Raw genomic sequence first — 9,578 nt, 5'->3', positions numbered from 1 at the left:
GAGTTAAGAAAGCAGGTTCGGCTCGGTGCGAAACAGAATTGTGATTATACAAGAGCGATGCTTAAAGGGGGCTGAATAATTAAGAGAAATTTTAAAAAACGATTTGGAAAATTTTAAATTTTATAATGAAATTTTATGCTTAACGCGCCTGACACAAATTTCATCTCCAGCCTCCGTAAAAATTTTATAAATTTCGCAAACGACCGTATCCAAAGATTTAAAAATTTAATCATACCGCGATATGCCGTAATATCACGACCCCTTGCACCCATTCGCCCAAAAACTCACTTGCAAAACACTTAAGCGCACGATTATAAGATTTCGCTATAATCACGTCCGATTTAAAATTTATCAAAATTTAAAAGGATCTTTATGCGCGCAATTTTTTCTATCTATATCTTCATCATCGCAGCCCTTATCGGCATCGAGCTCTCGCTCGGCGCACTCGTCGCGCCCGTGGTATTTTTCCCGCAGCAGATTATCGGGGAGGGCGTGCTATCGCACTTTCAAAGCGGCAAGCTAATGAGCGAGATCTTCGTAAAATACGGCGGTATCCTCATCGCAGTCTCGATCATCTGCCTCGTTTTTGAGATGATAAATTTCAACAACAACAAATCGCAATCCTTTCGCTTGCGCCTTTCGACCTTGATGCTGACGCTCTTAAATATCATACTTGCCCTACTTTTCGTGCTTTACTTTACCGACTACGTCATAAATGCCCAGAAGATCGGTGCAGAAGCGACGATGACGCCGGAATTTGCCCAAATCCACGCGGCTAGCGAATGGTGCATGAAACTCATCATCGTGTTTCAAACGGTGCTGTTTTTCGCAAAAATCCTCCCCGCCCTCGCCACAAAAAAGGCAGCACCGGAGCAAAGCACAGCCGATGCAGATTAAAATTTACTACGAAGATACCGACGCGCAGGGCATCGTGTATCACGCCAACTATATAAAATTTTGCGAGCGGGCGCGCAGCGAGGCGCTTATGCAAGCAGGGGTGGACTTCGCGCACGCGGACGCACACTTCGTAGTTAGCGAGCTTTGCGCTAAATTTCTCCGCCCCGCACGCCTCGGCGATACGCTTGAAATTCGCACGAGCCTAGCCGCGCTCAAAAACGCCAGCGCCCTTTTGCGACAAGAAATTTACAAGATCAAAGATATTAAAAACGTCGATTTTAGCGAGCTTTTATACGCACAGGACGTAAAAATCGCCTTCGTAAAAGACGGCAGGCCGATCAAATTTAGCGCCGAAATTTTAGAATTTTTCAAATCTTTGAGATAAATTTATCTCACGAGTTCAAATTTACCTAGTCGTGCGGTGCAAACATAGCGCAGGCCGACCTTCGGCGTAAAATTTAAGGATATACAGAGCTCTTAGGCAAAATAAAATTTGCAGGCGAGATAAAATTTACGACATAGAATTTCGCTCGGCGTTAAGGTTTAAATTTTGATGCTACATCGCGACGCAAACCCCTCACGCGCCCCAAGATAGCCAGATAGAAAACAAAATTTGAAATATCAAAATTTTGCAATGGCGTTAAATTTTACCCTACTCCGCCGCTTTATGAAATTTTTATCGCTCTTAAATTTAAACCCGCGCAGATCGAGTCTGTGTTTTACTCCGCTAAAATCCCGCTCGCCCGTAAAATTTAAGCAGATCAAATTCGCCCCGTCCGCGCTCGCCCACCGTAACAAAAATCACAATGCGTGTGCAAAAAGCTGCGCACAAAATCAAAATAGCACGCAAAGAAAGCGCCAAATGTGCCTCACAGCAGCTCTTTTATCTTTTGCAGATCCTCTTTGAAAAGCTCCGCTTTGCTCGGATTTTGCGCGATGAATGCGGGATCGAAACTCGGCACGAAGCTAATGCCGCCCTCGTTAAAAACCGAGCCGTGCAGCACGTCCATGCCCGCTAGATCGCCGTTTCGCAGCACGATTTTACAGCAGAGCTCCCCTAGGCAGAGCACGACTTTGGGTTTTAAAATTTTGATCTCGTCGGTCAGATAGGGCGCGCATTTTAAAATTATTTCCGAGCTTATGCGCCTATTCTGCGGCACTGCGCACCTTATCAAAAAGCTAAAATAAATTTCTTCCGGCGCGCAAATTTGATCTAGCGCCGCTGCTACTTCAGCCTCCAAACCGCCGCCAAAACCCTCGTTAGCGCCCGGCGCAAGAGCTACGATCATAAGTTTTACGTTCGCGGGAGTTTTAGAATTTTTAAAATTTTTGATAGTTTTGAAATTTTTAAAATTTTGCTCGCCGCCTTTCGTACGCGTTTTGGCAAGCTCGCAAAGATTGCACTCGGCGGTAGCGGATTGCAGCGCGTCCAGCGCCTTAAAAAATCGCGCGCCGCCGCTTAAAATTTCAGCGCTTACGTAGCGGTAGCCGAACGCTTTGTAATAAAGCAGCCTGCGCAGTTGCGAGCTTTGCACGGCGCGCCTACGATCTGTTTAAATTTCGCGCGACGAATCCGCGATCAAACTGCGCCAAATCTTTGTAAAATTCCGCCCTAAAGCCCTGCTCGCGCAAAAACGCCGACAAACTCTGCTTTTGATCGTAGCCCATCTCGCAGGCTAGAAATTTTGCGCGCTGCGCGGCGATCAGCACGATGCGTTTTAAAATTTCATCTCCCCGCTCGCCGCCAAACAGCGCCTGTTTCGGCTCCTGCAGCACGCGCGCGTCCAATGCGTAGGAGTTTGCGATGTAGGGCGGATTTGAGACGATGAGATCAAACTCGCCCGCGATCTCATCTGCGTAGGCGCAGTGCACAAACTCGACGTCCGCGCCCAAATTTGCGGCGTTTGCGCGCGCTACCTCAAGCGCATCCGCGCTGATGTCGCTAGCCGTGATGCGGCAAGAAGGAAGTAGCTTTTTTAAGCAGATAGCGATTATACCGCTGCCCGTGCCGATCTCGCAAATGCGCGGCTCGCCCAAGCTCTGCGCCAAAGCAAGAGCTTTTTTTACCAAAATTTCGGTCTCGCAGCGCGGTATCAGCACCCGCTCATCGACGTAAAATTTAAAGCCCATAAACTCGCAGCTTTGCGTGATGTATTCAAGCGGACGACCATCTTTAAATTCAATGATCTTAGCGCGAAATTCCGCTTCGTGCGCGAGCTCTTCCGAGCATTTTAGCACGAGCTCTTCGCTGCTAATGCTCTCGCAAAGCTTTAAAATTTCGCGCGCGACGTATTTTGAGCCGCACTGCTGCAAGCCCCATCTTAGCGCCTCAGCGATCCTCATCAAGCTCTCTTATGCGCTCATACAGGCTCGGGTGCGAATGATACACCGCGGCGTAAATTTTATGAGCGAGCGGAAATGCCTTGTTTTCGCTGCCTAGTTTCTTTAGCGCGCCGATCATGCTCTTTTTATCCTGCATGCTCGCGCCATGCCGGTCCGCGCTAAATTCGTGCATGCGGCTAAGCTTGGAGATTACAGGCTCAAAAAATGCATGCAAAATCGGCGCAAACAAAATCATAAAAACCAGCGTCGCGCCGCCGTCCGCGTTAAGTCCTAGCGCGCCGAACACGCCTGCGGGGAGGTTTCCGAATACCGCGAACGTCGCGCCCAAAAGCACGAAGCTAAGCACTAAGCCTTTCAAAATGTCACCGTGTTTGAAATGCCCGAGCTCGTGCCCTAAAACGGCTAAAATTTCATCCTCGCTCAGCTTCTCTATGAGCGTGTCGAAAAGCACGACCTTTTTTGTCGCGCCGAAGCCGCCGAAATAGGCATTTAGGCGCTTGTCGCGTTTGCTCGCGTCGATCGTAAAAACGCCGCTACTTTTAAAGCCGCAGCGTTGCAAAAGCCCCTCTATGCGCTCTTTTAGCTCGCCCTGCTCTAGCGGCTGCATCTTATTAAACAGCGGCGCGATAACGGTCGGATAGATCAAATTTATCAGTAAAACTATACCGAAGCTTAGCAGAAAACCCCAGACCCACCAGTGCGCGCCCAGGCTATTTACGCAAAAAACGAGCGCAGAGGCTACCGCAAAGCCAAAAACCAGCGTGAGCGCAAGCGATTTTAGCGCGTCTTTTACGAAAATGGCGGGCGTTATCGTGGAAAAGCCTAGGCGTCTGTCTTTGACGAAGGTTTTGTAAATTTCAAGCGGAAACGCCGCCGCGCCGCCGATGATTAAAAACGCCGTTACGAAGCAGCTCTGCGCAAAAATCCCGTCGCCCGCTAGATCATATATCGCGCGCTGTAACGCGCTAGCGCCCGCAAGTATCCAAATAAGCGCCACTGCGAAAGAAAAGCAGTGCGAAAATATATTAAATTTTAAATTTACCGCGCCGACCTCGCCCGCCTTGCGATAATCCTCCTCGCTAAGCACCACCGCAGGCTCTTTTAGCTTGGCGCGGATGAAGCTTAGCTCGAGCAGATCGAGCGAAATTTTATAAATCGTGTAAAGCGCGTATAAAAAGATCAAAAACCAAACCATCGCGCCTACTTTAGGCTCTCGGCGAGCGAAAGCACTTCGTAATATTCATTTTCCATACTGTTTAATGTTCCTCTTTTTTCTTCAAGTTCTTCAAAAAGCCCCTGCATACCGAGCTTTTGATAAATTTCAGGCGTCGAAAGCGCGTGATTTAGTTCTTTTATGCGCGCCTCGATAGCCTCGATCTTAGCGGGATACTCCTCTAAAATTTTATTCTGTTTGTAGCTAAGTTTCGCGGCGCTCGTTTTTTCCTTTTTGTTTTCGCGGCCGCTCTCGTCTGTGCTCGCGCTCGCGCCAGCGTCGGCCTCGATCTGATCAATCTCCGCCATCTCGTCTTCAAACTCCAAATACTGCGAATAGGGCATTTGAATTTGATCGATCGTGCCGTTTTTTTCAAAAACCCAAAGCTTATTCGTGATCTTATCGATGAAATAGCGATCGTGGCTTACGATGATTACCGCACCTTCGAAGCTTAGCAGATAATCCTCCAAAATATTGATCGTCGCGATGTCAAGATCGTTCGTCGGCTCGTCCAAGATCAGGCAATCGTATTGCTCGGTAAAGAGCTTGGCAAGCGCCAGGCGGTTCTTTTCGCCGCCGCTAAGCACGCCCACGGGCTTATCTAAAAACTCCTTCGGAAACAAGAAATTTTTCAAATACCCATAGACGTGCATGTAGCTGCCGCGGACGTTGATATGATCGCCGCCGTTTGGACAGAAAATTTCGATTATACTTTTATCGTCCGTAATGCCGCTGCGGGTCTGATCGAAGTAGCCGATCCTGATCTCGCCGCGTTTGATCTCGCCCGCATCGATCTTACTGCGGCCAAGTAGAATTTTAAGCAGAGTGCTTTTGCCCGCGCCGTTAGCGCCTACGATGCCGATGCGCTCGCCCTGCAAAACCCGCGCCGAAAAGCCCTTGAAAAGCACTTTGCCGTTTAAAATTTTACCGATATTCGTGCATTCAAAAAGCATCTTTTTGCGATTATCGCCGCCCGTGCCGTTAAAGCTCCTGCTCGCGCGCTCCAGCTCGAGTCGCACGCGACGGATCGCGCCCGGGTTTTTCTTCGCATCCTGCCTCATCTGCATGATGCGCGCCTTGCGCCCTTCGTTACGCTTTAGGCGCGCTTTTACGCCGCGGTGCAGCCACTCCTCCTCGGCGCGCAGCTGTTTAAGCAGCGTCTCGTGGGACTTTTCGAGCGAAGCAAGCATCTCCTGCTTGCGCCTCAGATAGTTCTCATATCCGCCATCGAAATTTGAAATTTTACCCTCTTCGATCTCGATACTGCGCGTCGCCAAGCGGTCGATGAAGTAGCGATCGTGGCTGATAAAAACGATCGTCTGCTTTGATGCAAGCAGCATATCCTCTAGAAATTTCACCATATAGACGTCGAGGTGGTTCGTGGGCTCGTCCAGCAGCAGCACGTCGGGCTTTTTAAGCACCAGCGCGCCCAGCGCCACGCGACGAATTTCGCCGCCGCTAAGCGTGCAGACGGAGCGGTTTTCGTAAATTTTAAGCCCGAAATTTTGCAGCACCTGCTCGATCTTATTATCGATCTGCCAGCCGTCCTTGGCCTCGATAAATTTAATCAGTTCGTCTTGGCGCGCCAAAAGCTCCTTGTTTTCGGGCTGTGCGGCGATTTCGCTCGAGATCGCGTCGTATTCGCTAAGGGCGGCGTAAATTTCGGCTAGCTCCCTTCGCAGCGCGTCTTTGACCGAGAGATTGTCTTCAAATTTCGGCGTTTGAGCGAGCATCTGGATGTTTAGCCCGTTTTGAGTGATCACGCGCCCCTCGTCGGTCTCGCACAGACCTGCAATTATCTTCATCAGCGTGGACTTGCCGCCGCCGTTTTTGCCGATCACGGCGACGCGCTCGTTAGCGTCCAGTGCGAAATTTACGCCGTCTAAAACGACGTGGGAGCCGAATTTTTTCGTAACATCGATAAGCTCGATCAAAGCCAATTTTAAGTTCCTCTAGTGTTAAATTCGGTGATTTTACACAAAATTCTATTAAATTTTAATAACTTTTAAAGGTTCAGCGATGCAAAGTTTGGAATTTAACGGCTTGCGCGTAGAAATTTTCGCCCCGCACGCGCCACCTCTCGCGTCAGCCACGCGTGCGCAACCTCTCAGATCCACGCCGGATACCCTGTCCGACACCTCTACATCCGCTCAGATTGTCTCATTCGAGCTTGGCACGCATCCCATATTCGCGCAGGATGATCCACCCGCCGTTTCGTTCGGTCTGTCCGCGCAAGCTACTTCACCTGAGCCTCCCGCGTCTGCAGCACCGAATACACCGCTCGTTACGCCCATCGTGCCCGTTTCGCGTTCCTCTCTTGCCGCGCCTAAGATACAAGCCATTCAACCTGCCGCGTCGCTTGTGTTAAATACTAGAGCAGAATTTACGGCGGCTACCGACTCGATTTCGTCCGCGTCATCGATGCAGAATACAGCGCTCACCGCGTCCGCACAAACCTCCTCGCCCCGCTTGGATGCCGTGCCGATCATCTACCTGCACGCCTTGGAGTTTAGCGCGGCCAGTGTGGGCGAAATTTACGAACTCGTCTCGCGACAAAGCGGCGCGGATTTCGTGCTTGCGGCGATCTATCTAAACGAGGCGCAGTGGGGCGATAAGCTCAGCCCGTGGGTGGCAAAATCGCCGTTTAAGGGAGTGCGCGATTTCGCAGGTGGCGGCGCGGCGCACTTAGAAAAATTTACTGACGAGCTGATCCCGCGTATCGAGCAGCATGTATTCGGCGCGGGAAAGTCTTCGTGGCGAGCATGCGCGGGATACTCGCTGGCAGGGCTTTTTAGCGCGTATGCGGCGTTTGCGAGCGATAAATTTCAAAAGATCGTCTGTGTCTCGGCATCGTTTTGGTTTAGCGGTTTTGATGCCTTCGTCGCCGCACACTCGCCGCAAAGGGGGCTGGCGCACGTCTACGCGTCCTTGGGCGAGGCCGAGATGAACCCGAAAAATCCGCGCGGAGCACTCTGCGGCGAGACGGCGCGAAATTTCATCGCAAAATGCCGCGGTGCGGGCGCAAAAGCGGAGTTTGAGCAAAATCCGGGCGGGCATATGCAAGATGAGATCGCAAGAATTTCAAAGGCGCTTTTAAAGCTGGTAAACTCCTAAAATTCGGGTAAATTTTAAAATTTAGCGACAGAATAAAGTGCGGTGAGAGATTGAAAGAAACTAGCCAAGAAGCGTAAATTTAAAGCAAGCCGCCGCTAGAATTTCTCGCGCAACGGTTTTTTTGTGCGATACAATGAAATTTAAAACAAACCTACGTTGAAATTTTATAGTGCAAGTAATGCGACAAGAAAGGTGCAGCGCAATTCGGCGCGAATGACACAACGCGTCGTTGGTATTTTGGCAGTTTCGATAAGTGCGATATCGTTTTAGCGTAAATCATGCGACGCGGCGCCGGTGCAGCATAGGCGGCGCGATGTATGCGGATTTCAGGCAGGTCGACGCTAAATTTTTGTAGGTTGCGCTAGTGGTTTAAAATTTAAAACGAGCTGTCGTTGTAAAATTTAAAGCAAATCATGTCGCGGCTAGGATTTAGCGCGCCTATGAGCTAAATTTAAACCAAAAAAGGCGAGCCGATCGACCTATCTACGGCGTATTTAGTGCGCCTATGAGCTAAATTTAAACAGCAGCGCGCCGCCGCGGATGATCTCGCCATTTCATTTAGCGTACCTGCGAACTAAATTAAACCGCTGAGATTCCAAAATTTACACCACGCCGAGGAACGCTTTGATACTACGATACACGCCGTTAGGTTTAAATTTTAAAATTTAAGCATAGGGCGGGTACGTTCGACCAACACCCATTGAATTTACGGCGGCGAAATATGCGGAATTTTGCGAATTGCCGTTTGCGGAATTCGTCCTGTGAAATTTCGCAGAGCATGCTTCATTATTAGCTCTCTACCGCGCTTCGAGCGGCATACGCTCTGCTTTCCGCAACTACGCCGAGCCGCCTCGCCGCTCCATTTTTGCGCGCGTTGCGTCGTTTGCCGCACATACGCGGCGTGTGCCGCTCCGCAAAAAAAGCCACAAACACGCTAAATTCTAACCGCACGCTCTGAATTTTGGCGTCGTAAATATTGGGTAAATTTACGCACCCTGCCCTGCTTATGTCCGTATTTCTACGCGCCAAACGGTGAGAATATGTCCTTGTCGCAAACGAAACGAGCGGTTAAATGATAGGCTCGACAAAAAGGCACCGCAAAGTATTCACAATAACGGCAAAAATTCCCGCTAAAATTTTATGCAAAACCGCTGAAAATTTATCTGCGTTTGATGCCGTAGCCGTCCTTATCCACGCATATAAAGCCCGTAGTAGCGCCTCCGTCGCGCGCCATCACCACGCCGTCTGCGGCAAATCTATCACCACAGTCGATCTCGTAGTCTTTTTTCACAACCTCGCTCGCAGAACCCTCGAAAATTTCGTAAAATTTCGACACAAACCCGTCTTTGTAATAAATAGCGGTTTCACCCTCGCCCTCCCAGATGCTTACACCCACGGCATTTGCGCTTTTTGCTTTGGCTTTGAGTTCATTAAAAGTCCCAAAATCCCAGCCTATGATTTTTAAAACAGCGCGCTCGTTCGTCTAAAAACTCGCACTTTGGTTTTTGTCTTTATTCACGGCTCTCATACTTGAGACCTCGTCGCCATCAAAACGAACGTCAAAAGAAACTCCTTCGGGCTTATCTCGCGCGCAAAATCGCGCAGGGCTAAAATTTGAACGCGATTTTGCTCGTAATTTTCCGCTAAACCGGCTCCGAAAAGAATAGTTTGTAGATTAAAAACCCCGCAGCTAGCACAAGCGTGGCGCTTACGAGAAGCTTAAATAATCTAAAAATTTCCGAGAAAAAATATTTTATAAAATTCACGCCCGCCTCTTAAATTTCACCGAATTTCACCGTCTATGCAAAGGGCAGAATTTTTTTGTAATTGCTCCACAGCTCGCTCTCCTCGCCGAAATACGCGAGCAGCCCGCGCGCGTTGCGATCGAAAGGGTTGGGCTCTTTATGCAGCGCGATACGCTGCGACAGGCGCAGATCGTAGGTGTTGTATATCGCAGAATACGGCACCGGAAAGTCCGAAGCGTAAAGCAGGCGCGAGTGCACGTCCGTTT

At 49.6% G+C, this 9,578-nt stretch carries 11 protein-coding genes and 1 pseudogene; 3 read left to right on the top strand and 9 right to left on the bottom strand.

Annotation, left to right across the window (positions count from 1 at the left end; translation table 11 throughout):
- Window positions 1-372 precede the first annotated feature (372 nt).
- Together Q0614_RS05650 and Q0614_RS05645 are read left to right on the top strand one after the other, a co-directional pair.
- Window positions 373-897: a DUF4149 domain-containing protein gene (locus Q0614_RS05650; protein ID WP_298787146.1), complete on the top strand. Its 525-nt coding sequence runs from the start codon at window positions 373-375 to the stop codon at window positions 895-897.
- Window positions 887-1,282: a YbgC/FadM family acyl-CoA thioesterase gene (locus tag Q0614_RS05645; RefSeq protein WP_298787144.1), complete on the top strand. Its 396-nt coding sequence runs from the start codon at window positions 887-889 to the stop codon at window positions 1,280-1,282. The genes Q0614_RS05650 and Q0614_RS05645 overlap by 11 nt, the downstream gene beginning before the upstream one ends.
- A 236-nt stretch (window positions 1,283-1,518) precedes the next feature.
- On the opposite strand, the gene Q0614_RS05640 is transcribed toward Q0614_RS05645, so the two are convergent.
- From Q0614_RS05640 to Q0614_RS05610, 7 genes are all read right to left on the bottom strand, one after another.
- Window positions 1,519-1,662: a hypothetical protein gene (locus Q0614_RS05640; protein WP_298787143.1), complete on the bottom strand. Its 144-nt coding sequence runs from the start codon at window positions 1,660-1,662 to the stop codon at window positions 1,519-1,521.
- Window positions 1,663-1,766: 104 nt separating this feature from the next.
- Complete coding sequence (locus Q0614_RS05635; protein ID WP_298787139.1) at window positions 1,767-2,432, bottom strand: uracil-DNA glycosylase; 666 nt, start codon at window positions 2,430-2,432, stop codon at window positions 1,767-1,769.
- A 7-nt stretch (window positions 2,433-2,439) separates the two neighbouring features.
- The gene (gene prmC / locus Q0614_RS05630) at window positions 2,440-3,240 is read right to left on the bottom strand and encodes a peptide chain release factor N(5)-glutamine methyltransferase (RefSeq protein ID WP_298787137.1); all 801 of its coding nucleotides are present in this window, start codon (window positions 3,238-3,240) and stop codon (window positions 2,440-2,442) included.
- Window positions 3,227-4,435, bottom strand: coding sequence for a M48 family metallopeptidase (locus tag Q0614_RS05625; protein WP_298787136.1), 1,209 nt, complete (start codon window positions 4,433-4,435; stop codon window positions 3,227-3,229). The genes prmC and Q0614_RS05625 overlap by 14 nt, the downstream gene beginning before the upstream one ends.
- A gap of 5 nt (window positions 4,436-4,440) precedes the next feature.
- Window positions 4,441-6,393 carry a ribosomal protection-like ABC-F family protein gene (abc-f, locus tag Q0614_RS05620; RefSeq protein WP_298787135.1) on the bottom strand — a complete coding sequence of 651 codons (1,953 nt, stop codon included), beginning with the start codon at window positions 6,391-6,393 and terminating at the stop codon, window positions 4,441-4,443.
- Between the two features lie 210 nt (window positions 6,394-6,603).
- Entirely contained in the window at window positions 6,604-6,795 is a 192-nt protein-coding gene (locus tag Q0614_RS05615) for a hypothetical protein (RefSeq protein ID WP_298787134.1), read from the bottom strand.
- Window positions 6,796-6,942 carry a hypothetical protein gene (locus Q0614_RS05610; RefSeq protein WP_298787133.1) on the bottom strand — a complete coding sequence of 49 codons (147 nt, stop codon included), beginning with the start codon at window positions 6,940-6,942 and terminating at the stop codon, window positions 6,796-6,798.
- On the opposite strand from Q0614_RS05610, the gene Q0614_RS05605 reads away from it, so the two are divergent.
- Window positions 6,932-7,567, top strand: coding sequence for an alpha/beta hydrolase-fold protein (locus Q0614_RS05605; protein ID WP_298787132.1), 636 nt, complete (start codon window positions 6,932-6,934; stop codon window positions 7,565-7,567). The genes Q0614_RS05610 and Q0614_RS05605 overlap by 11 nt on opposite strands.
- 1,159 nt (window positions 7,568-8,726) lie before the next feature.
- Here Q0614_RS05605 and Q0614_RS05600 read toward each other — a convergent pair.
- Both Q0614_RS05600 and Q0614_RS05595 read right to left on the bottom strand, forming a co-directional pair.
- Entirely contained in the window at window positions 8,727-8,963 is a 237-nt protein-coding gene (locus tag Q0614_RS05600) for a hypothetical protein (protein ID WP_298787131.1), read from the bottom strand.
- A gap of 403 nt (window positions 8,964-9,366) precedes the next feature.
- Window positions 9,367-9,578, bottom strand: a pseudogene (locus Q0614_RS05595) (mannonate dehydratase); the annotation flags it as partial.

It is taken from the genome of uncultured Campylobacter sp. (assembly GCF_937997595.1).
Lineage (GTDB): Bacteria > Campylobacterota > Campylobacteria > Campylobacterales > Campylobacteraceae > Campylobacter_B.
This window is presented reverse-complemented; position numbering and strand designations above follow the sequence as displayed.

Bases quoted from the DNA above. Each gene is read 5' to 3' on its own strand.
- Q0614_RS05650 (WP_298787146.1), top strand. From the start codon at position 373: ATGCGCGCAATTTTTTCTATCTATATCTTCATCATCGCAGCCCTTATC.
- Q0614_RS05645 (WP_298787144.1), top strand. From the start codon at position 887: ATGCAGATTAAAATTTACTACGAAGATACCGACGCGCAGGGCATCGTG.
- prmC (WP_298787137.1), bottom strand. From the start codon at position 3,240: ATGAGGATCGCTGAGGCGCTAAGATGGGGCTTGCAGCAGTGCGGCTCA.
- Q0614_RS05625 (WP_298787136.1), bottom strand. From the start codon at position 4,435: ATGGTTTGGTTTTTGATCTTTTTATACGCGCTTTACACGATTTATAAA.
- Q0614_RS05615 (WP_298787134.1), bottom strand. From the start codon at position 6,795: ATGGCTTGTATCTTAGGCGCGGCAAGAGAGGAACGCGAAACGGGCACG.
- Q0614_RS05610 (WP_298787133.1), bottom strand. From the start codon at position 6,942: ATGATCGGCACGGCATCCAAGCGGGGCGAGGAGGTTTGTGCGGACGCG.